This is a genomic window from Streptomyces sp. NBC_00647, from assembly GCF_045207245.1.
In the GTDB taxonomy this organism is placed as follows: Bacteria; Actinomycetota; Actinomycetes; order Streptomycetales; family Streptomycetaceae; genus Streptomyces.
Window position 1 is genome coordinate 2,013,053 of sequence record NZ_CP109040.1, and the last position, 21,395, is coordinate 2,034,447.

The 21,395-nt window shown below is 71.8% G+C and carries 19 protein-coding genes; 12 read left to right on the plus strand and 7 right to left on the minus strand.

Going from position 1 to position 21,395, the window contains the following annotated elements; genetic code table 11:
- Window positions 1-149: 149 nt before the first annotated feature.
- From OG788_RS08805 to OG788_RS08820, 4 genes are all read right to left on the minus strand, one after another.
- On the minus strand, window positions 150-1,262 hold the full coding sequence (locus OG788_RS08805; RefSeq protein ID WP_356748555.1) for an acyl-CoA dehydrogenase family protein: 1,113 nt from the start codon (window positions 1,260-1,262) through the stop codon (window positions 150-152).
- A complete protein-coding gene (locus OG788_RS08810) occupies window positions 1,241-2,443 on the minus strand; it encodes an acyl-CoA dehydrogenase family protein (protein WP_406369962.1) in 1,203 nt (400 codons plus the stop codon). Before OG788_RS08810 ends, OG788_RS08805 begins: the two co-directional genes overlap by 22 nt.
- A complete protein-coding gene (locus OG788_RS08815) occupies window positions 2,440-3,417 on the minus strand; it encodes an NADPH:quinone oxidoreductase family protein (RefSeq protein ID WP_406369963.1) in 978 nt (325 codons plus the stop codon). The genes OG788_RS08810 and OG788_RS08815 overlap by 4 nt, the downstream gene beginning before the upstream one ends.
- 130 nt (window positions 3,418-3,547) lie before the next feature.
- A complete protein-coding gene (locus OG788_RS08820) occupies window positions 3,548-4,192 on the minus strand; it encodes an XRE family transcriptional regulator (protein ID WP_351535088.1) in 645 nt (214 codons plus the stop codon).
- A gap of 77 nt (window positions 4,193-4,269) precedes the next feature.
- Here OG788_RS08820 and OG788_RS08825 point away from each other — a divergent pair, with 77 nt between their 5' ends.
- The 5 genes from OG788_RS08825 (at window position 4,270) to OG788_RS08845 (ending at window position 9,083) form a co-directional block, all read left to right on the plus strand.
- The gene (locus OG788_RS08825) at window positions 4,270-5,214 is read left to right on the plus strand and encodes an NAD(P)/FAD-dependent oxidoreductase (RefSeq protein WP_406369965.1); all 945 of its coding nucleotides are present in this window, start codon (window positions 4,270-4,272) and stop codon (window positions 5,212-5,214) included.
- Window positions 5,215-5,306: 92 nt separating this feature from the next.
- Window positions 5,307-6,845 carry an ATP-dependent DNA ligase gene (locus OG788_RS08830; protein WP_406369967.1) on the plus strand — a complete coding sequence of 513 codons (1,539 nt, stop codon included), beginning with the start codon at window positions 5,307-5,309 and terminating at the stop codon, window positions 6,843-6,845.
- The gene (locus tag OG788_RS08835) at window positions 6,842-7,318 is read left to right on the plus strand and encodes an NUDIX domain-containing protein (RefSeq protein WP_406369969.1); all 477 of its coding nucleotides are present in this window, start codon (window positions 6,842-6,844) and stop codon (window positions 7,316-7,318) included. The genes OG788_RS08830 and OG788_RS08835 overlap by 4 nt, the downstream gene beginning before the upstream one ends.
- A gap of 108 nt (window positions 7,319-7,426) precedes the next feature.
- Window positions 7,427-8,818, plus strand: a complete 1,392-nt coding sequence (locus OG788_RS08840; RefSeq protein ID WP_406369970.1) for an NADP-dependent succinic semialdehyde dehydrogenase — start codon at window positions 7,427-7,429, stop codon at window positions 8,816-8,818.
- A 25-nt stretch (window positions 8,819-8,843) separates the two neighbouring features.
- Window positions 8,844-9,083 (plus strand): DUF6213 family protein, encoded by a 240-nt coding sequence (locus tag OG788_RS08845; RefSeq protein WP_266755997.1) that lies wholly within the window; start codon window positions 8,844-8,846, stop codon window positions 9,081-9,083.
- A 132-nt stretch (window positions 9,084-9,215) separates the two neighbouring features.
- On the opposite strand, the gene OG788_RS08850 is transcribed toward OG788_RS08845, so the two are convergent.
- Together OG788_RS08850 and OG788_RS08855 are read right to left on the minus strand one after the other, a co-directional pair.
- Window positions 9,216-9,911, minus strand: a complete 696-nt coding sequence (locus tag OG788_RS08850) for a transcriptional regulator (protein WP_406369972.1) — start codon at window positions 9,909-9,911, stop codon at window positions 9,216-9,218.
- 317 nt (window positions 9,912-10,228) lie between these two features.
- Entirely contained in the window at window positions 10,229-11,458 is a 1,230-nt protein-coding gene (locus OG788_RS08855; RefSeq protein ID WP_351535070.1) for an acyl-CoA dehydrogenase family protein, read from the minus strand.
- 169 nt (window positions 11,459-11,627) lie between these two features.
- Between OG788_RS08855 and OG788_RS08860 the strand changes: the two genes are divergently transcribed.
- Window positions 11,628-12,272: a TetR family transcriptional regulator gene (locus tag OG788_RS08860; RefSeq protein WP_266756003.1), complete on the plus strand. Its 645-nt coding sequence runs from the start codon at window positions 11,628-11,630 to the stop codon at window positions 12,270-12,272.
- 115 nt (window positions 12,273-12,387) lie between these two features.
- Here the strand turns inward: OG788_RS08860 and def are convergent, their stop codons facing one another.
- Window positions 12,388-12,927 (minus strand): peptide deformylase, encoded by a 540-nt coding sequence (def, locus tag OG788_RS08865; RefSeq protein WP_406369974.1) that lies wholly within the window; start codon window positions 12,925-12,927, stop codon window positions 12,388-12,390.
- A 154-nt stretch (window positions 12,928-13,081) separates the two neighbouring features.
- Between def and OG788_RS08870 the strand changes: the two genes are divergently transcribed.
- The 6 genes from OG788_RS08870 to OG788_RS08895 all read left to right on the plus strand — a co-directional run bounded on the left by OG788_RS08870 (window position 13,082) and on the right by OG788_RS08895 (window position 21,383).
- The gene (locus tag OG788_RS08870; RefSeq protein ID WP_406369975.1) at window positions 13,082-14,320 is read left to right on the plus strand and encodes a MurT ligase domain-containing protein; all 1,239 of its coding nucleotides are present in this window, start codon (window positions 13,082-13,084) and stop codon (window positions 14,318-14,320) included.
- Window positions 14,321-14,339: 19 nt separating this feature from the next.
- The gene (locus OG788_RS08875; protein ID WP_266756009.1) at window positions 14,340-15,068 is read left to right on the plus strand and encodes a type 1 glutamine amidotransferase; all 729 of its coding nucleotides are present in this window, start codon (window positions 14,340-14,342) and stop codon (window positions 15,066-15,068) included.
- A gap of 402 nt (window positions 15,069-15,470) precedes the next feature.
- Window positions 15,471-16,496: a 6-phosphofructokinase gene (locus OG788_RS08880; protein WP_266756011.1), complete on the plus strand. Its 1,026-nt coding sequence runs from the start codon at window positions 15,471-15,473 to the stop codon at window positions 16,494-16,496.
- A gap of 137 nt (window positions 16,497-16,633) precedes the next feature.
- A complete protein-coding gene (locus tag OG788_RS08885) occupies window positions 16,634-17,587 on the plus strand; it encodes a cytochrome c oxidase assembly protein (protein ID WP_406369977.1) in 954 nt (317 codons plus the stop codon).
- Between the two features lie 245 nt (window positions 17,588-17,832).
- Complete coding sequence (locus OG788_RS08890) at window positions 17,833-19,350, plus strand: DUF6777 domain-containing protein (protein WP_406369979.1); 1,518 nt, start codon at window positions 17,833-17,835, stop codon at window positions 19,348-19,350.
- Window positions 19,350-21,383: a serine/threonine-protein kinase gene (locus OG788_RS08895; protein ID WP_406369981.1), complete on the plus strand. Its 2,034-nt coding sequence runs from the start codon at window positions 19,350-19,352 to the stop codon at window positions 21,381-21,383. The genes OG788_RS08890 and OG788_RS08895 overlap by 1 nt, the downstream gene beginning before the upstream one ends.
- Window positions 21,384-21,395: the final 12 nt, after the last annotated feature.

Below are 21,395 nucleotides of genomic sequence, written 5' to 3' on the forward strand. Positions count from 1 at the left end.
GCCCAAGGAACCCTGCCGTGAAGGGAGTTGGCCGGACCGACGCCATGCGTTCACTTCACCGGATCCGGGCGGGACACGGCGTTCGCCCGCCCCCCGCGGGCACACGGGAAAGCCCGCCCCAGGTGGGGCGGGCTTCACTCGAAAGGGCGTCAGGGCGCTTGGAGATCGACCAGTCCGGCCAGTGCCGCGCGATGCGCGCCGGCCGTGCCGTACGCGATCGAGTCGGCCTTGGCGCGCTTCAGATACAGGTGCGCCGGGTGCTCCCACGTCATGCCGATGCCGCCGTGCAGCTGCACTGCCTCCTCGGCGGCGTGCACGGCGACGGGTGCCGCGTACGCCTGGGCGACGGCGACCGCCACGTCGCTGTCCGCGCTGCCGGTGGCCAGCGCGTCGGCGGCGTTCCGCGCAGCGGCACGCGTGTTGACGACCTCCAGCCACACCTGGGCCAGCCGGTGCTTGAGCGCCTGGAATCCGCCGACCGGCCGGTTGAACTGCTTGCGCTCCTTGAGGTAGCGGACGGTCTCCGTCAACGACCAGTCGGCGAGCCCGAGCTGCTCGGAGGCGAGCAGCCCGGCGCCGGCCCGCAGCGCGCGCCGTACGGCCGGTTCGGCGTCGCCGAGCCGACGGCCGGGGGCGCCGGTGAGCGTGACGGTGGCGAGCGGGCGGGTGAGGTCCAAGGACACCTGCGGGGTGATGGTCGCGGCGGAGGCGTCCACCGCGTACAGGCCGCCGTCGTCCGCGGGCACGAGCAGCAGGTCGGCGCCCGCCGCATCGGCGATGCCCGTCAGCTCACCGTGCAGGGAGCCGTTCTCGAGCCGTACGGTCGCGAAGGTGGCGCCCGGAGCGGTGTGCAGCCCGACGGCCAGCGCACCGATCGACGTGGCGGACGCCAGGCGCGTGAGCAGGTCGTCGGCGCGGCACTCCAGCAGTGCCTCCGTGGCGACCACGGCGCTCGTCAGATACGGCACGGGCGCGACCGCCCGCCCGAGTTCCTCGAGGACCACGGCGGCTTCGCGGTGCGTGGCGCCCTGGCCGTCCAGCTCCTCCGGCACCAGTAGGCCGGCCAGGCCCATTCCGTCGGTCAGTGCCTTCCACAGCGCGATGTCGTGCGGGGCGTCCGACTCGGTGCGCGCGATCACCGCGGCCGGGTCGCAGCGGTCGGTCAGCAGGTCACGGACCGCCGACCGCAGCGCCTCTTCCTCCTCGGTGTAGAGGAGGTCGGGCTGGGTGCTCTCCTGGCTCATCGGGCGAGGTCCTTCCATGCGACGTCCTTGTCGGTGCGCGGCTCGGACGGCAGGCCCAGGACGCGTTCGGCGACGATGTTCAGCAGGACCTCGCTGGTCCCGCCCTCGATGCTGTTGCCCTTGGAGCGCAGATAGCGGTATCCGGCGTCCCGGCCGGTGAAGTCGACCATTTCCGGCCGACGCATCGTCCAGTCCTCGTACAACAGGCCTTCCTCGCGGAGGAGTTCGACCTCCAGTCCGCTGATCTCCTGGTTGAGCCTGGCGAATCCGAGCTTCATGCCGGCACCGTCGTGGCCGGGCTGGCCGGCGACGAGCTGCTGGCGCAGCCGCTCGCCCGAGAGCCGGGCGACCTCGGCCTCGACCCACAGCTTCAGGAGCCGCTGGTGCGCGTCGTGGGTGCGCAGTTCGGGCCGCTCGCGCCAGGTCTTCGAGACCGGGCCGATCATGCCGCCCTCACGCGGGATGCGCATCCCGCCGATGGAGACGCGCTCGTTCATCAGCGTGGTCTGGGCGACCCGCCAGCCGTCGCCGACCTCGCCGAGGCGGTGCGCGTCGGGGATGCGGACGTCGGTGAGGAAGACCTCGTTGAACTCGGCCTCGCCGGTGATCTGGCGCAGCGGCCGTACCTCGACGCCCGGGTCGGTCATGTCGCAGATGAAGTAGGTGATGCCGCGGTGCTTGGGCACGTCCGGGTCGGTGCGGGCGATGAGGATGGCCCAGCGGGCGACGTGGGCGCTGGAGGTCCACACCTTCTGCCCGTTGACCACCCACTCTCCCCCGCTGCCCGCCTCATCGCCGTCCGCGCGGACCGCGCGGGTGCCGAGGGCGGCGAGGTCGGAACCCGCGCCGGGCTCGCTGAAGAGCTGGCACCACACCTCCTCGCCGACCCACAGGGGCCGCAGGAAGCGCCGCTTCTGCTCCTCCGTACCGAAGCCGAGGATGGTCGGGGCGGCCATGCCGAGGCCGATGCCGATCCGCCGCGGGTCGTTGTCGGGCGCACCTGCGGCCGCCAGCTCGGCGTCCACGACGGCCTGGAGGCTGCGCGGGGCGCCGAGGCCGCCGAGGCCCTCCGGGTAGTGCACCCAGGCGAGTCCGGCGTCGAAGCGCGCCCTCAGGAAGTCCAGGCGATCGGTTTCCAGGGGAGGATGCGCGGCCAGCAACTCATGTGTGCGGCGGCGCAGTTCGGCTGCGTCGGTCATGCGGCGGCTCCGTTCTGAAGTGCGGGCACCACGGCGATCCGTCCGGTGGTGACTCCGTCGGCGACCCGCTGCACGGCGGCGGCTGCCCCGCTCAGCGGCACCCGTTCGCTCACCAGCGGCTTGATCGCGCCCCGCGCGGCCAGCTCGGTGAGCTGCTCGTGGCAGTGCAGGACCAGCTTCGGGTTCTTGGTGTTGTACAGGCCCCAGTGCAGGCCGAGGATCGCGTAGTTCTTGACGAGGGCGTGGTTCAGGGCGGGGCTCGGGATCGAGCCGCTCGCGAAGCCGACGACCACGATCCGGCCCTCGAAGGCGACGACCTTGGTGGACTGGGTGTAGGCCTCGCCGCCGACGGGGTCGTAGATCACGTCCGCGCCGCGTCCGCCGGTCGCCTCCTTGACGGCGCCGATGACGTCCTCGGCGCGCCGGTCGATGACGACGTCACAGCCCAGCTCGCGCGCCACGGCGGCCTTGTCTGCGCCGCCCACGACACCGATGACGCGGGCGCCCGCCGCCTTTCCGAGCTGCACGGCCGCGCTGCCGACCCCGCCGGCGGCGGCGTGGACGAGCAGGGTCTCGCCGGCTTCGAGGCGGGCTCGGCGGTGGAGGCCGAACCAGCCGGTCTGGTAGCCGATGTGCAGGGCCGCGGCCTCGGCGTCGTCGAGGGCGTCGGGCGCGGGCAGCAGGGCGGCGGCGTCCGCGACCGCGTACTCCGCGAATCCGCCGTGGGGCAGCGCGGGATTGGCGATCACCCGGCGTCCGTCCTCGGTCTCGCCGCAGATCTCCACACCGGGCGTGAACGGCAGCGGCGGCCTGACCTGGTACTGGCCGCGGCACATCAGCGCGTCCGGGAAGTTGATGTTCGCGGCGCGCACCTTGAGCAGGACCTGGCCGGCACCGGGCGTCGGCCGATCCACCTCCTGGAGGCGCATCGCCTCTGCGGGCTCGCCGGTCTGATGCACTTGCCATGCCTGCATGCGGGGCCTCCAGGGGACTGCGTCGTCTGACCGGGGTCGAAGGCATACTAAGCGGTCGCTTGCCCACCTGGGAACAGGAGACGCCAGTCGTCTTCGCCACGACCCTCGCGAGCGGCCCCGCCGCCCGTTCTCACAGCTCCTTGCCCCGCACCTTGGGCCGCGCCCGTACATGCATCCGCTCACCCTGCGGCCCGAAGAGGCTCAGGAACTCCACGGGCCCCTCCCCCGTCGACCCGAACCAGTGCGGAACCCGGGTGTCGAACTCCGCCGCCTCCCCCGCCCCCAGCACGACGTCGTGCTCGCCGAGCACCAGCCGCAGCCGCCCGGACAGCACGTACAGCCACTCGTAGCCCTCGTGGGTGCGCGGATCGGGTGCCATCGTCCGCTGCGGTTCGAGCACCTTGTAGGCCTGGAGTCCGCCGGGCTGGCGGGTGAGCGGCCAGTGCGTACGGCCGTACCGCACGATCGGCTCGGCGCGCACCCGGGGGTCGCCGACCGGCGGGGCGCCGACCAGTTCGTCCAGCGGGACCTGATGGGCCCGCGCGATGGGCAGCAGCAGCTCCAGGCTGGGCTTGCGGAGCCCGGACTCCAGGCGCGACAGCGTGCTCACGGAGATACCGGTGGCCTCGGACAGTCCGGCCAGCGTCGCGCCGCGGTCCTTCCTGATCCGGCGCAGGCGCGGACCCACCTCGGCGAGGACCTCGTCCGTCGCCGCGTCGCCGCCCGCTGTGTGCCGGACTCCGTCACTCACACCCGCATGGGCCGCGTCACTCATGCCCATATTGCAGAATCGGCAAAGCCATTTGTCAATCCGGCCGGTATCGGGCGACCGTCTCCGTGGAGGTGGTCACCATGACCGGGACATACGAAGTGGTCGTCGTCGGCGGCGGCACGGCAGGACTCTCCGCGGCGCTGGTCCTCGGCCGGGCGCGGCGCCGCACGCTCGTCGTCGACGCGGGCGAGCCGCGCAACGCGCCCGCCGCGCACCTGCAGGGCTATCTGACCCGGGACGGGATGCCGCCCGCCGAGTTCCTCGCCGCGGGCCGGCGGGAGGTCGAGGGGTACGGGGTGGAGATCGTCCGGGACCGGGTGGCGGACGTGGTCCGGGACGGCGCCGGGGAGTTCGACGTCACCGTCGGAGCAGGGCGCACCGTCCACGCGCGCCGCCTGATCGTCACCACGGGGCTGGTCGACGAGATGCCGTCGGTGCCGGGCGTCGCCGAGCGCTTCGGGCGCGATGTGCTGCACTGCCCCTACTGCCACGGCTGGGAGGTCCGCGACCAGGCCTTCGGCGTGCTGGCCAGCACGCCGATGGGCGTGCACCAGGCGCTGATGGTCAGCCAGTGGTCGAAGGACGTGACGCTGTTCCTGCACACGGTCGGCGAGGACGAGCTCTCCGACGAGGACCTGCGCCGGCTCGCCGCGGCGGGGGTCGCCGTGGTGCCGGGCGAGGTCGCGGAACTCGTGGTCGCCGCCGACCGGCTCACCGGTGTGCGGCTCACGGACGGGTCCACGCACGACCGCTCGGTGCTGTTCGTGGCGCCGCGGCCCGTGCCGCAGACCGGTCTGCTCGACCGGCTGGGCGCGGAGATGCACGAGACGCCGTTCGGCGCGTATCCCGTGGTCGACCCGACAGGGCTGACGAGCGTGCCCGGTGTCTGGGCTGCCGGCAACGCCGCCGGTTTCGCGGAGCAGGTCGTGAACGCGGCGAGCGGCGGCTACCGCGCGGCGGCCACCCTCAACGGCGAACTCCTCTTCACCGACATCGACGCGGCTGTCGCGCGGGGGCAGGCCTAGATCGTCAGGAGCGGGGCCCTGGGCCAGGTCCTGCCCTCCGGGTCCCGCCGCTTACGGGTGTGAACCCGGCGTCGGCGTTGCACCATGGCTGCATGCTGCTGAGCCGGCTCGCCCATGTGTCCCAGGAGGTCGCCGCCACCTCGGCGCGGTCCCGGAAGACCGCGCTGCTCGCGGAGCTGTTCCGGGACGCCGAAGCGGACGACGTGCCGATCGTGATCCCGTATCTGGCGGGCCGGCTGCCGCAGGGCCGGCTCGGCATCGGCTGGAAGGTGCTGAGCAGGCAGGTCGAACCGGCCGCCGGGCCCACCCTCACCGTGCGCGAGGTGGACGCCCGGCTCACCGCGCTCGGCCAGGTCTCCGGCACCGGCTCGCAGGCCGAACGGGCTCGCCTGGTGGGCGAGTTGATGGCAGCGGCCACCGAGGACGAACAACGTTTCCTGTTCGGGCTGCTCACCGGTGAGGTGCGTCAGGGCGCGCTGGACGCCGTCGCGGTCGAGGGGCTCGCCGAGGCGACCGGCGCGCCCGCCGGGGACGTACGCCGGGCGGTGATGCTCGCCGGTTCGCTCCAGGCGGTGGCACGGGCCCTCCTCGCGGACGGCCCGGAGGCCCTGGAGGGCTTCCGGCTCACCGTCGGCCGCCCGGTGCTCCCGATGCTGGCGCACACCGCCGCCTCCGTGTCCGAGGCGGTCGGCAAGCTCGGCGCCTGCGCGGTCGAGGAGAAGCTCGACGGCATCCGCGTACAGCTGCACCGCGACGGCGAGGACGTCCGCGTGTACACCCGCACCCTCGACGACATCACCGACCGGCTGCCCGAACTCACCGACGCGGCACTGGAGTTGCGGGGCGAGCGGTTCATCCTGGACGGCGAGGTGATCGCGCTGGACGACCAGGGACGGCCCCGTTCCTTCCAGGAGACGGCCGCCCGGGTCGGGTCCCGCGTGGACGTGGCGACGGCCGCGCGGACGGTGCCCGTCTCCCCTGTCTTCTTCGACGCCCTGTCCGTCGACGGGCGGGAGCTGCTCGACCTGCCGTTCACCGAGCGGCACACGGAACTGGCACGGCTGGTGCCCGAGCCGATGCGGGTCCGGCGGACGCTCGTGCGGGGGACCGACGAGGCCGCCGAGGCCGAGACGTTCCTCGCCGACACGCTCGCCCGGGGCCACGAGGGTGTCGTCGTGAAGGCCCTGGACGCCCCGTACAGCGCTGGGCGGCGCGGGGCCTCCTGGCTGAAGGTCAAGCCCGTGCACACCCTCGACCTGGTGGTCCTCGCGGCCGAGTGGGGCCACGGGCGGCGTACCGGCAAGCTCTCCAACCTGCACCTGGGCGCCCGCACCGGCGACGGCTCCTTCGCCATGCTCGGCAAGACGTTCAAGGGCATGACCGACGCGATGCTCACCTGGCAGACCGACCGGCTCCGGGAGCTGGCCGTCGAGGACGACGGCCACGTGGTGACCGTACGGCCCGAACTCGTCGTCGAGATCGCGTACGACGGCCTGCAGAGGTCCACCCGCTACCCCGCCGGCGTCACCCTCCGCTTCGCCCGGGTCGTGCGCTATCGGGAGGACAAGCCGCCGGCCGAGGCCGACACGGTCGACACGCTGCTCGCCGCACACCCGGAGGTGACGCGATGAGCGGGAAGCAACACGGAAAGAGGAGCGCCGGACTGCTGTTGTTCCGGCACACCGACGACGGCCTGGAGGTATTGCTGGGCCATATGGGCGGCCCCTTCTTCGCACGGCGGGACGCCGGCGCCTGGTCCGTTCCCAAGGGCGAGTACGAGCCCGACGAGACGGCCTGGGACGCGGCCCGTCGCGAGTTCAGGGAGGAGCTCGGGCTGCCGCCGCCCGACGGGGAGGCGGTCCCGCTCGGCGAGGTCACGCAGACGAACGGCAAGGTCGTCACGGCCTGGGCGATCGAGGCGGATCTCGATCCGGCGGCCGTGGTCCCCGGCACGTTCACCATGGAGTGGCCGCCGAGGTCGGGACAGCGGCAGGAGTTCCCCGAGCTGGACCGGGTGGAGTGGATGACCCCGGACCGGGCCCGGACGCTGATCGTGAAGGCACAGGCCGTGTTTCTCGACCGGCTGGCGGAGCACTCGGACTGAGAGCCGGTGTCCGGCCACGTGCACCGGCTCCCCGATGCGCCCTCCGCGTTGCGCCGCACCGCGCCGCGCGGGAGGGTCGAGGAACAGCCCGCTTTCAGGAGGTCGGCCATGCCCATCGCGACGGTGAACCCGGCGAACGGCGAGACGCTCAAGACGTACGACGCGCTCGGCGCCGAGGAGATCGAGCGCAGGCTCGCTGCCGCCGAGTCCGCGTTCCGTACGTATCGCACCACCTCGTTCGCCGAGCGGGCCCGGCTCATGCACCGCGCGGCCGGCCTCCTGGACGAGGACCTCGAGGACATCGGGCGGGTGATGACCACCGAGATGGGCAAGCCGGTGAAGCAGGCCCGGGCGGAGGCCGCCAAGTGCGCCAAGGCCATGCGCTGGTACGCCGACCACGCCGAGGACCTGCTCGCCGACGAACTGGCCGCCCCCGCCGACGCCGCGGACTCCGGCGCCTCCCGGGTCCTCGTGCGCTACCGGCCGATCGGACCCGTGCTCGCCGTGATGCCGTGGAACTTCCCGCTCTGGCAGGTGGTCCGGTTCGCCGCGCCCGCGCTGATGGCGGGCAATGTGGGCCTGCTCAAGCACGCTTCGAACGTGCCGCAGACCGCCCTCTACCTGGAGGACCTGTTCCGTCGGGGGGGCTTCCCCGAGGGCTGCTTCCAGACGCTGCTGATCGGCTCGGCGGCGGTCGAGGGCATCCTGCGCGACCCGCGCGTCAAGGCGGCCACCCTCACCGGCAGCGAACCGGCCGGCCGGGCGGTCGCCTCGGTCGCCGGGGACGAGGTGAAGAAGACGGTCCTGGAACTGGGCGGCAGCGACCCGTACGTCGTGATGCCGTCCGCCGACGTCGAGCGCGCCGCGAAGATCGCCGTGACGGCGCGTGCGCAGAACAACGGTCAGTCGTGCATCGCCGCCAAGCGGTTCATCGTGCACACCGACGTGTTCGACGCCTTCGCGGAGCGGTTCGCGGCGGGCATGCGGGCCCTGAAGGTCGGCGACCCGCTCGAGGAGGACACCGACATCGGGCCGCTCTCCACCGAGCAGGGCCGCGCCGACCTGGAGGAACTCGTCGACGACGCGGTGGAGAACGGCGCGACGGTGCTGTGCGGCGGTGAACGCCCCGACGGGTTCGGCGACGGCTGGTACTACGCGCCGACGGTGCTCACCGACATCACGCCCGAGATGCGCGTCCACCAGGAGGAGACCTTCGGGCCGGTCGCCACGCTGTACCGGGCCGCCGACCTCGACGAGGCGGTCGCCATCGCCAACGACACCCCGTTCGGGCTCAGCTCGAACGTGTGGACGCGCGACGAGGCCGAGGTGGAGCGGTTCGTCCGCGATCTGGACGCGGGCGGGGTGTTCTTCAACGGAATGACGGCCTCGCACCCCGCGTTCCCCTTCGGCGGGGAGAAGCGGTCGGGCTACGGGCGTGAGCTGTCGGGGCACGGAATCCGAGAGTTCTGCAACATCACCACCGTATGGCACGGAGCGTGAGCGTTCCGCAGTTACGATCCCCCCTGTGAACCGCGAAGTGACCCTCCCTCTGATCGTCGACGACCGCGGCACGTTGCAGGTGTCGGCCGCCGACGTCAGCAAGCTGCTCCGCACGGTGGGCGGCCGCTGGCTGCATCTGGTGGAGGCCGGCCAGGACGGCCTCGACGAGGACACGGTGGCCGCGCTCACGATCGAACTGGCCAAGCTGGCCGACCGGATCGACGTCGCCTGCATCGCGCACAGCAGCGGGACGAGCGGCGGCTGAGCGACGGGCTCGATGGCGGGCTCGGGCCCGTGCGGGCGATGGGCGGCCCGCTGGTCGGCGGCCGCCCGGCACCCCGCGGGACCCACGCCCGGCACCCCGCGGGACCCGCTCCTGACGCCTCGCAGGGCCGCGTCAGGCGACCCGCTGGTCCAGCTCCCACAGGGCGTGCCAGAACTTCGTCTCATAGGCCTGGAGCAGCCGTCCGTAGCGATGGACGTCGTCCAGCGAGACCCGTCCGGCGTCGAGCCCGGCCTGTACGGCGCCCAGTGCCCTGCGCTCCAGCTCGGGGGCGGGCGCGGCGAAGAAGTCGAAGAAGCCGCAGGCCTCGTCGCCGAAGCCGTAGTGGTGGCGCAGGGCTTCGGCGATCGTCTCGCAATAGCCACCCCACGCCGCGAAGTTGGCGCCGAGGGCCAGGACCACGTCGGCCGGCTCCCCGTTCAGGGCGAGCCAGGCGACGTACGCGGGATAGGCCTGGCAGTCGGCGAGCGGTTCGTAGGCGGCCGCCCGCGATGCGTCGGCCCCCACGGCGTCGGCGAACGCGGCGAGCCGGTCCTGGGCCAGCGCCTCACCCTCCGCGAGCATCTCGAAGAAGGCCCCGCACGCGGGGTCGGCGGCGGACGTCCCGGTGCCGATCACCGACCGTTCGGCCAGATGCAGGAACGCGCGGTGGTCCGCGGCGATCACATGACGCTGTTCGAGGGCGAGGGCCGCGAGCGTGGTGCGCTGGGCGGCGCCCCGGGCGATCACGGGCAGCAGCCGGTTGGCATGGGGATCCGGGGCGAGTTTCGCGGTGGTGCTCTCCAGCAGTTCCCTGGCCGTCGGCGTCATCGCGTGCTCCTTCGGTCCGGCTGACTCCGAGCCCCTTCGACCAGGGTGCCATGCCGGGACCAGGTGCCCCCGGTCGAGCGCGGTCCGGCGCGATGCCGTAGGTCCGGCCGGTGATCGTCGCCCCGGAGGCGAGCCGGACCGCTCACCTTCGGGCCGCGCGTGCGAACTCCCCCCGACGCCGGGACCCCCGCGATCCCCACGGTGCCCGCGATCCCCGCGATCCCCGCGGTGCCCGCGATCCCCGCGGCGCCCGGTGACGGGCGCGGGGCTGCGGGGAACGCGCGAGGGGCCGCGACCGCCCCGCCCGCGCGGACCCTCTACCGGATCGGCATCCCGGACAGCGTCCGGGCGATCACCAGCCGCTGGATCTCGCTGGTGCCTTCGAAGATCGTATAAATGGCGGCGTCACGGTGCATTCGCTCCACCGGGTACTCCCGCGTGTAGCCGTTGCCGCCGAGGATCTGGATCGCCTGACCTGTGACCTTCTTCGCCGTCTCGCTGGCGAACAGCTTCGACATCGATCCCTCGGCCGCCGTGAACTGCTTGCCGTTGACCGCCATCCAGGACGCCCGCCACACCAGCAGCCGCGCGGCGTCGATCGAGGTGCGCATGTCGGCGAGCTGGAAGGCGACACCCTGGTTGTCGATGATCGGGCGGCCGAACTGCTCACGCGTCTTCGCGTAGTCGAGGGCGACCTCGTACGCGGCCCGTGCGGTGCCCACCGCCATGGCGCCGACGGCCGGACGGGACGCCTCGAACGTCGCCATCGCGGCGTTCTTCACCCGCTCGCCGCCCCCCGCCCTGACGCGCTCACGGGCTCGGGCCAGGCGCTCGTCGAGCTTCTCCTTGCCGCCGAGCAGGCAGGAGCCGGGGATACGGACGTTCTCCAGGACGACCTCGGCGGTGTGCGAGGCGCGGATGCCGTGCTTCTTGAACTTCTGGCCCTGGGACAGTCCGGGCGTGTTCGGCGGCACGATGAAGGAGGCGTGGCCCTTGGAGCCGAGGTCCGCGTCGACGACCGCGACGACGACGTGGACATTGGCGATGCCGCCGTTGGTCGCCCAGGTCTTCGTGCCGTTGAGGACCCACTCGTCCTTGGCCTCGTCGTAGACGGCACGCGTGCGCATGGAGGCGACGTCGGAGCCGGCGTCCGGCTCGGAGGAGCAGAAGGCGGCGACCTTGACATCGTTGGCATCGCCGTACATCTGCGGGATCCAGGTGCCGATCTGCTCCTCGGTGCCGTTGGCGAGGACGCCCACGGCCGCGAGGCCGGTGCCGACGATGGAGAGTGCGATGCCCGCGTCGCCCCAGAACAGCTCCTCCATGGCCATCGGGATACCGAGACCGGTGGGGTCGAAGTACTGCTGGGCATAGAAGTCCAGGGAGTAGATGCCGACCTTCGCGGCTTCCTGGATGACCGGCCAGGGAGTCTCTTCGCGCTCGTCCCATTCGGCGGCCGCGGGGCGGATGACATCGGCGGCGAAGCCGTGCAGCCAGTCCCGGACCTCCTTCTGTTCGTCGTTGAGCTCCATGGTGAACTCGGCCATGTCCCCTCCAGCGCTGCACTAAACTGTTACTTGCGGTAACTGGAGTGTGTTACCGGCTAGTAGAAAAAGTCAACTCCCGAGCTCCGCTCGGCAGCCCGTTCGATACCCATACGGCGATCAGTGTTAGTTTGCGCAGGCGTCACCGAATCACCACGGGTGGGGAGAGCACATGGACACCACACAGCGGACCGATCAGCAGAGGTCCGCCGACCGCCGCCGGCGCGAGCTGCTGGAAGCCGCCGACAGAGTGGTGCTCCGCGACGGCCCCGGGGCCTCCATGAACGCCATCGCCGCCGAGGCGGGTATCACGAAGCCGATCCTTTACCGCCACTTCGGCGACAAGGGCGGGCTCTACGCCGCCCTCGCCAAGCGGCACACTGACGCACTCCTCGGAGCGCTGCGGGCGGCACTGGACGCCCCGGCCGAGCGCCGTGAGCGCGTCGAAGCGACGCTCGATACGTATTTGGCCGCCATCGAGGCCCGCCCGCAGGTCTACCGGTTCCTGATGCATCCGGCGGAGGGCGGCCAGCCGGGCGACCCCGGCTTCGACGTGGGCAAGTACTCCGCGCCGGTGCTGCGCCGCATGGGCGAGGAACTGGCCGAGGTCATCGAGGAGCGGGTGGATCTCGGTCCGGGCAGCCAGCAGTTGGCGCGGGTCTGGGGCCACGGGATCGTCGGCATGATGCACGCCGCCGGGGACTGGTGGCTCGGCGAACGGCCGTGCACACGAGCCGAGTTGGTGCGAAGCCTGGCCGACCTGCTGTGGGGCCGCCTCGCGGCGGCGGGCGACCGCGTCGGCGGACCGGGATTCTGACCCGGACTCAGGCGGACACCCCGTCAGGGGCACGTGGCACCGCCCGCGGGGGCGGGACACGGCCCACGGGACAGGCCGCCGCGCGCCGGACACGGCCCACGGCACAAGACTGTTCTCAGCCGTTCCAGGAAGCCCGTGCCACCTGGCGCAGCAGCCGCCGCCGACGCCACCCGGTGAGGCGGTCCGCGTACACCCCGCCGTCGAGGTGATCGCACTCGTGCTGGAGGCACCGGGCGAACCAGCCGGTGCCGTGCACGGTCAGCGGCTCGCCGGTGACCGTGCGGCCCTCGACGACCGCGTGGTCGTACCGCTCCGTACCGGCCTCCAGACCGGGCAGCGAGAGACAGCCTTCCGGTCCGCGCAGGACCACACCGTCCGCCTCGACGAGACGCGGATTCACCACATGTCCGACATGGCGGACATCATCGTCGTCCGGGCAGTCGTACACGAAGACCCTGAGCCCGACGCCGACCTGGTTCGCGGCGAGGCCGACGCCCTCGGCCGCGTACATCGTCGCGAACATGTCCTCGACGAGCTCGGCGAGTTGAGGGCCGAAGTCGGTGACGTCCGCGCAGGCCGTGCGCAGGACGGGGTCGCCGAGCAGGGTGAGGGGCCGGACGCGCCCGTGGGTGCCCGGGATGGAACCGTGTCGCATGGCGGCAAGGGTACGGTCCTGGGAGGCGCGCGCATGTCGCGCCGGCACCGAGGTGGTGCCGCGATTCGGGCCCGTGAGTGGATCTCGATAGGCTGAGCCCCCAACGGTGCCGGGGGCAGGGGCGCGGCGCGTACGCAAGGAGGATCGAGAAACGATGTCAGGCAACTCGGACCCGCTGTCGCCGCGGGCCAAGCTGGCCGTGACGGCGGGCAAGGCGGCGGCAGCCGTCTCGCGAGCCGCCGGACGCGGCAGCGGATCGGTGATCGGCGGCCGGGTGGCGCTCAAGCTCGACCCCGACCTGCTGGCGAGGCTGGCCACACACCTGGACGTGATCCTGGTGTCGGCGACCAACGGCAAGACCACGACCACCCGGCTGATCGCGGAGGCGCTCGGCGCCGCGGGCCCGGTCGTGTCCAACGCGCTCGGCGCCAACATGCCCGCGGGCATCACCTCGGCGCTCGCCGGGGGGTCGGACGCCAAGTTCGCGGTCATCGAGGTCGACGAGAAGTACCTCGCCGGTGTCGCACGTGACACCGACCCGAAGTGCATCGCGCTGCTGAACCTCTCCCGCGACCAGCTCGACCGGGCCGCCGAGACGCGGATGATGGCCGAGCACTGGCGTGAGGGGCTGGCCGGTTCCAAGGCCGTCGTCGTCGCCAACGCGGACGACCCGCTGGTGGTCTGGGCCGCGTCCTCCTCGCCGAACGTCATGTGGGTGGCGGCCGGTCAGATGTGGAAGGACGACGCCTGGTCCTGCCCGTCCTGCGGCGGTGTGATGCAGCGCCCCGGCGACGACTGGTTCTGCGGCGACTGCGGCTTCCGCCGTCCGACGCCGACCTGGGCCCTGTCCGGGGACCACGTCCTCGACCCGCACGGTTCCGCCTGGCCGATCCACCTCCAGCTGCCGGGCCGCGCCAACAAGGCGAACGCCGCCTCGTCGGCGGCCGTGGCCGCCGTCTTCGGGGTGCCGCCGCAGGTCGCCCTGGAGCGCATGTACCAGGTGCAGGCCGTGGCCGGACGCTACGACGTGGTGCAGTTCATGCAGCGCGACCTGCGTCTGCTGCTCGCCAAGAACCCCGCCGGCTGGCTGGAGACCTTCTCCCTGATCGACCCGCCGCCGACCCCGGTCATCCTGTCGGTGAACGCGCGCGGCGCCGACGGCACCGACACCTCCTGGCTGTGGGACGTCGACTACACCCGCCTGACCGGGCACCCGATCTTCGTTCTCGGCGACCGCAAGCTGGACCTCGCCGTGCGCCTCGAAGTCGCCAACCAGCAGTTCCAGGTCTGCGAGACCCTCGACCAGGCCGTGCAGCTGGCACCGCCCGGACGCATCGAGGTCATCGCGAATTACACCGCGTTCCAGGACTTGAGGCGTCGTGTCGGCAACTGAGCCACGGAGGACGAAGAGAATGAGTGACAACAGCCTGCGTCTGGTGTGGATCTATCCGGACCTGCTGAGCACCTACGGCGACCAGGGCAACGCCCTCGTCGTGGAGCGCCGGGCCCGTCAGCGCGGCCTCGACGTGGCCCGCGTGGACGTGCGCAGCGACCAGCCGATCCCCACCTCCGGCGACATCTACCTCATCGGGGGCGGCGAGGACCGGCCCCAGCGGCTCGCCGCGGAGCGGCTGCGCCGCGACGGCGGTCTGCACCGCGCGGTCGGCAACGGCGCGATCGTCTTCTCCGTCTGCGCCGGCTACCAGATCCTCGGGCACGAGTTCATCAACGACCTCGGCCAGCGCGAGCCGGGCCTCGGCCTGCTCGACGTGGTCTCCACGCGTGGCGAGGGCGAGCGGTGCGTCGGCGACGTCCTCGCGGACATCGACCCGCGGCTCGGTCTGCCCCAGCTGACCGGCTTCGAGAACCACCAGGGCGTGACCCACCTCGGGCCCACCGCCCGCCCGTTCGCGAACGTGCGGCTCGGCAAGGGCAACGGCACGGGTGACGGCACCGAGGGCGCGTACAACGACACCGTGTTCGGTACATACATGCACGGGCCCGTCCTCGCCCGCAATCCGCAGATCGCGGACCTGCTGCTGAAGCTGGCCCTCGACGTCAACGCGCTGCCGCCGATCGACGACCGCTGGTACGAGGCGCTGCGCACGGAGCGCATCGCGTCCGCCCAGCAGCCCGCGTAGCACCCGCCCGCCCGGCGGGCCGGAGGAACCGTTCCTCAAGGAGGAACGGTTCCTCTTCGCGTTTCCCGGGGAAGACCTCTCCGCGCTTCCCCGGAGGACCTCCTCGCGTTTCCCGGGAGGACCTCTCCGTTTCCCGGGAGGACCTCTCCGTTTCCCGGGAGGACCTCTCCGTTTCCCGGGAGGACCTCTCAGCGTTTCCCGGGAGGACCGTTTCCGCTCGAGGGGGGTTCCGCGCAGCCCCTTCCGGAGCCCGTCTGACAGCGCATCCGCACAGGTGAGCGGGTGCGTCCAGCAGGCGGACGCACGGTACGGCCGGGCCCCCTCCCGCCGGTAGGGTGGCCGGGATCCTCGCCGGACAACGTGGTCCGGTCCCCGGACCACGTTGAGAAGGTATTTCGGGCTATGCGCATTGGTGTCCTCACGTCCGGCGGCGACTGCCCCGGCCTGAACGCCGTCATCCGGTCGGTCGTACACCGCGCCGTCGTCGACCACGGCGACGAGGTCATCGGCTTCCGGGACGGCTGGAAGGGTCTCCTGGAGTGCGACTACCTCAAGCTCGACCTCGACGCGGTGAGCGGAATCCTGGCTCGCGGCGGCACCATGCTCGGCTCCTCCCGGGTCCAGCCCGCGCATCTGCGTGACGGCGTGGAGCGGGCCAAGGGCCACGTCGCGGACCTCGGGCTCGACGCGATCATCCCGATCGGCGGAGAGGGCACGCTGAAGGCGGCCCGCCTGCTGTCGGACGGCGGCCTGCCGATCGTCGGCGTGCCGAAGACCATCGACAACGACATCGCGGTCACGGACGTCACCTTCGGCTTCGACACGGCCGTCGGTGTCGCCACCGAGGCCCTCGACCGGCTGAAGACCACCGCCGAGTCCCACCAGCGTGTGCTGATCGTCGAGGTCATGGGCCGCCACACCGGCTGGATCGCGCTGCACTCCGGCATGGCCGCGGGCGCCCACGCCATCGTCGTACCGGAGCGCCCCTTCGACATCGAGGAGCTGGCCGCGCGGGTCGGCGAGCGCTTCGAGGCGGGCAAGCGGTTCGCCATCGTGGTCGCCGCCGAGGGCGCGAAGCCCCGCGAGGGCTCGATGGAGTACGACGAGGGCGGCAAGGACATCTACGGCCACGAGCGCTTCGCGGGCATCGCCCGGCAGCTCTCCATCGAGCTGGAGGAGCGCCTCGGCAAGGAGGCCCGGCCGGTCATCCTCGGGCACGTGCAGCGCGGCGGTACGCCGACGGCCTACGACCGTGTGCTCGCGACCCGGTTCGGGTGGCACGCCGTGGAGGCCGTGCACCGGGGGGAGTTCGGGAAGATGACCGCACTGCGCGGGACGGACATCGTGATGGTGTCGCTCGCGGAGGCGGTCGAGACCCTGAAGACGGTTCCGGACGAGCGGTACGCCGAGGCGGAGTGCGTGCTCTGAGACGCAGGTAGCCCGAACCGCCCCCGGTCGCAGCAGCGGCCGGGGGCGGTTCTACTCTGGTGCGGACAGACAGCACACAACCCTCCCCCAGTGCCTTAAAAGGGCGTGGGAGGTACCCCAGAAACAGGAGCCGGCGGATGGATCACAGCGGGCACGGCATGACCATGGATCTGCCGCCGTTCACGCTGGGGCGGGGGCTCGTGTGGTCCGCGGACCCGTTCTTCCTCGTCGCGTGCCTGCTCGGGCTCGGGCTGTACGGCTGGGGTGTCGCGCGACTCGCACGGCGCGGCGACGCGTGGTCGTGGGGCCGTACGGCCTCCTTCGTCATCGGCGTGCTGACCGTGATGCTCGTCATGTGCACCCGGCTGAACGACTACGGCATGGTCATGTTCAGCGTGCACATGGTGCAGCACATGGTGATCAGCATGCTGTCGCCGATCCTGATCCTGCTCGGGGCGCCGATCACGCTGGCGCTGCGGGCACTGCCGGTCGCGGCGAAGCGGGGCAACAAGGGGCCGCGCGAGCTGCTGCTGATGTTCCTGCACAGCCGGTACATGCGGATCGTCACGCACCCCGCGTTCACCATCCCGATGTTCATCGCGAGCCTGTACGCGCTGTACTTCTCCCCCATCTTCGACTTCCTGATGGGCTCCACGGCCGGTCACATCGTGATGATGTGCCACTTCCTCGCCGTCGGGCTGGTCTTCTTCTGGCCGATCATGGGCGTGGACCCGGGCCCGCACCGCCCGGGTTACCTGATGCGGATGCTGGAGCTGTTCGCGGGCATGCCGTTCCACGCGTTCTTCGGCATCGCGCTGATGATGGCCTCGGAGCCGATGGTGGAGGCGTACAAGAATCCGTCGGCCTCCCTCGGCATCGACGCGCTCGCCGACCAGACCGCCGCGGGCGGCATCGCCTGGGCGTTCAGTGAGATCCCCTCGGTCCTCGTCCTGCTCGCGCTGCTCTTCCAGTGGTACGGCTCCGAGCAGCGGCAGGCCAAGCGCCAGGACCGGGCCGCGGACCGCGACGGCGACAAGGAACTCGAGGCCTACAACGCCTATCTGGCCTCCCTCAACGCACGCGGCAACTGATTCAACCGCGTCATTCGCGCTTGCCTGAAAGGCTTTTCCCTTCAGTAGCATGGAGACGAAGCTCCGCGCCCGGTCTCCGGTTCGCGGGGTCCAGGGGGAAACCGCGAGGGGGAGCGGTCATGACATTCAACGTGTCCATGCGAAGGGCCGGGTTATCGGCGGCCCGCAGGACGGCCCTACTGCTGGTTTCCTTACTGGTAATCAGCGGGTGCAGTAAATCCGATCAATTGTTCGCCATACGCGCCGTGGCCGCAGGGGTTTCCCAGGCCCATCCCTTCTTCCAGGAGGACGGCGCACTCGGCAGGGACGCCACCGACGGACAGCGGGCCCGGCCGATCGGCGGGGTGCAGGCCAGCAACAGCCCGGGGTTGTACGGAGGTACACCCGGCGGCCACCAGGACACCGGCGGGCAGGGCGGGAGCGGCGGCACACCCCGACCGGACGGGTCCGGTGCGCCCGCCCCGGACTTCGGCGGCTCGGCGCGGCCCGGCACCTGCGCCGTCGGGAAGCTCAAGAAATTCCTCACCGCCCCCAAGAACTCCGCCAAGGCGCGGGAATGGGCACGCGTGCTGAATATCCGGCCGGCCGAGATCCCCGGATATGTCGATCGACTCACACCCGTGGTGATCCGCCACGACACCCTCGTGACGAATCACGAGTACACGCACGGCAAGGCCGTCCCATTCGACGCCTTGCTCCAGACCGGAATCGCCATTCTGGTCGACCGTCAGGGGCTTCCCGCGGTGAAGTGCTCCTGCGGTAATCCACTGCGCCCGTCCCAGGCGAACATCGAAAAGACCTCGGTGCAGTTCAAGGGCGGAAACAGGAAATGGTCCGGATACCGTCCGGACCGGATCGTCGTCGTCGAGCCGCCACCGGGGAAAGCGCGGATCGACCGGCTCCGGCTCGTGGACGTCGAGAACCCCGACCGGGGGATCACCCGCCCGCTCGGCACGGCGGGCGAGGACGACACACCCTTCGACCCGCACGCGGAGAAGACGGTGCCGCGGGTGACGGGCCTGACGTTCGCCGAGGCGAGCGGACGGCTGGCGCAGGCGGGACTGGCCCTGGCCTACGACGGCGGCTCCCTGCCCCGGGACGATGTCCGGGTCACGTCCTCCCGCCCTGTCGAGGGCAGCACGCTGGAGTGGGGCGACTCCGTGACGCTGTTCGTCGTGTCCGACACGGACCACGTCGAGGCCCCGGACACACCCAAGGACACCGGTGGGCCGACTCCGAGCCGGGACGGGTCCGGCACGGGACCGGGTGAAAGCACCACGGGGGCCACGACAGGTACCACCACGGGCGAGACGAGCGCGGGCGAGACCACGACAGGTACCACCGCGGGCGAGAGATCCACAGGCCAGACCAGCGCGGGCGAAACCAGCGCGGGCGAGACAAGCACAGGTCCCACCTCCACCGGGGGCGAGAGCGGCACGGGCGGAACGAGTGCGGGCGAAGCCGGTGCGGGTGCCGGCATCACAGGTGAGACCAGCACAGGCACCAGCACCAGCGGCGCGGCCACCGCGGGCGAAACCAACACCGGCGGCGCGACCAACGCGGGCGAAACCAACACCGGCGGCGCGGCCACCGCGGGCGAAACCGACGCCGGAGCGACCACCACCGGCCGGACCACCACCGGTCCCGTCGGCCCCACCACCCCAGGGACCGGCGACACCGGCGCCGGTGAGTCCGGTTCGGCCGATTCCGGTGGGGCCGGCGACTCCGCCGGACCGTCCTCCCCCGACGAGGGAGCGACCTGATGACGGGAGCACCTCAGTCCGGCGTGGGCCGGATCATCGCCGGCCGGTATCTGCTCGTGGACCGGGTCGGATCGGGCGGGATGGGTCATGTGTGGCTCGCGCACGACCAGCGGCTCGACTGCGACGTCGCGCTCAAGGAGATCAGGTTCCGTGACATCCCGGAGAGCGGCGCGGAGCACGAGTCCCGCACGGCGCGGGCCCGCGCAGAGGCCCGGCACGCGGCGGTGCTGCGCGGACACCCGCACGTCGTCACGGTCCACGACGTCCTGGAGCACGAGGGTCTGCCATGGATCGTGATGGAGTACGTGGCGGGCGCCGAGGATCTGCGCGACTGGCTCGCCCGGCGCGGTCCGCTGGCCCCCGACGCATGTGCCCGTGTCGGTCTCGCCGTCCTTGACGCCCTGACCGCCGGACACGAGCGCGGGATCATGCACCGGGACGTGAAGCCCGCCAACATCCTGCTGGCCCCGGACCGCACCGGGAGTCCGGCGGCCCGCATCCTCCTCACCGACTACGGGATATCGGTCCAGCCCGACTCCCTGGAGACCCGCTGGACCCAGACGTCCGTACTGGTGGGCACCGCCGGCTATCTGGCTCCGGAGCGGGCCACGGGCGGTCCGCCGACCACCGCGGCCGACCTCTTCTCGCTGGGCTGCACCCTGTACTTCGGGGTGGAGGGCCACGGACCGTTCGACCGGGACACCGACCTCGAGGCGATCACCGCCGTGGTTCTGGAAGAGGCCCCACCACCGCGGCGGGCCGGTGCCCTGCGCCCGGTCGTCGAGGCGCTGCTGGTCAAGGATCCGGCCCTGCGGCTCTCCGCGGAGGACACGGCGTCGGCGCTGGCCCGGATCCTCACCCCCCAGCCCCATCCGCCGACCCGTCTCGACACGGGCTCGCAGCCACCGTGGTCGGGACTCGTCACGTCCGACGGGTCCCCAGGGGTGTCCGGCCCGGCGCGAGACCGGAACCGGGCCCAGGAGCCGGGCTCGTACACACCCACGCGCCATGGTCACGGCTCGTACACACCCACAAACCATGCTCACGGCCCGTACGCACCCACCGGCCGGGCCCATGACTCGTACACACCGCCGCCGCGGCACGGGTTCGACCGTTCTGAGCCCGGTGGGCCTCTGCCGGGGTACGGCCAGGGCTTCGGACCGCCCTGGAACGGGGCGCCGCCCGCCCCGGTCCCCGGACCCCCGGGGCGGCGACGGCGAAAGCGGCGACGCGCGCTGCAGGCCGTGGCCGCGGGGCTGCTCGCGCTCGGCCTGGCGGCCGGGGTGGTCTGGTACGCGGGCGCGCACCAGACGCCACCGCTGCCGTACGGCGAGGCGGTCGGGCTCACCGAACCGCTCCACCGGGGCGACTGTGTCTACGGTGATCCGTCCCTCTCGAAGTCGGCCTCCGTGCCACGCCTGCGGCTGGACGCCAGCTGCCACGACGAGAGCCCCGACGCGCAGGTCATGGCGGTGATCAAGGCGTCCTCCTTCGAGGCGGCCCACCACTACGGCTCGCGCCGGTGCGAGGAGAAGACCAAGGGCACGGCCCGCAAACTCGCCTGGAACGTGGGGAGCATGGCCGTCGTGCCCACCCGGGAGGGCTTCGCCGCCACGGGCGGCACCGTCGCCTGCCTGCTCGCGGGCCGGCACGGGCCGGTGTTCGGGCCGCTCGGGGACCTCCGTCCCTACGGGATGACGTTCACGGACGCGACGCAGATGCAGCGGGACGACTGTCTGGGCCATGTGAGCGGCGAGGCGCGGGTCAGTACGCACTTCGAGCTGGTCGCCTGCGACAAGGAGCATCAGGGAAAAGTCGTCGAGATCACCCACCTGAGCGTGTACCGGTCCGGGACGGACGCGCTGGAGCAGGCGAACGACCAGTGCGCGGTCGACGCGCCACCGGAGCGCTACGGCTACGACTCCGCCACGCACTGGAGTCATGGCCTGCGCAGTACGGGTGTGTGGGCCCGGCCGTACTACCTGGTGATCTGCTCGATCGAGGAAGGCCAACGACCGCCGCAGGGAGCGTAGTAGTCCCCGGGG